We start from the raw sequence: 340 nt of genomic DNA on the forward strand, positions 1-340 counted from the left end.
GCCTGCGTCGACCGCCGCGCGCGAAGCGCCGACTGCCGCGCCCAGCTTGTCGGCCAGGGCGTACAGGTGCTTGAAGTTGTCACCGTTCTGCATGCCACGCCCGCCGGAAACGACGATCTTGGCAGCGGTCAGCTCAGGACGGTCCGACTTGGCCAGTTCTTCGCCAACAAAGCTGGAAGTGCCAGCATCGTGGGCAGCAGCAACTGCTTCAACGGCAGCCGAACCACCTTCGGCGGCAACTGGGTCGAAACCGGTGGCACGCACGGTGATGACTTTGACGGCAGCAGTCGATTGCACGGTGGCAATGGCGTTACCGGCGTAGATCGGGCGCTTGAAGGTG

The 340-nt window shown here is 64.1% G+C and carries 1 protein-coding gene; it reads right to left on the minus strand.

Annotated elements, in window-relative coordinates:
• The coding region (locus BHC62_RS05955; protein ID WP_218124017.1) for an electron transfer flavoprotein subunit alpha/FixB family protein at positions 1-340 on the minus strand (340 nt) is incomplete at both ends.

The sequence above is a fragment of the Pseudomonas sp. 06C 126 genome (genome assembly GCF_001855215.1).
In the GTDB taxonomy this organism is placed as follows: Bacteria; Pseudomonadota; Gammaproteobacteria; order Pseudomonadales; family Pseudomonadaceae; genus Aquipseudomonas; species Aquipseudomonas proteolytica.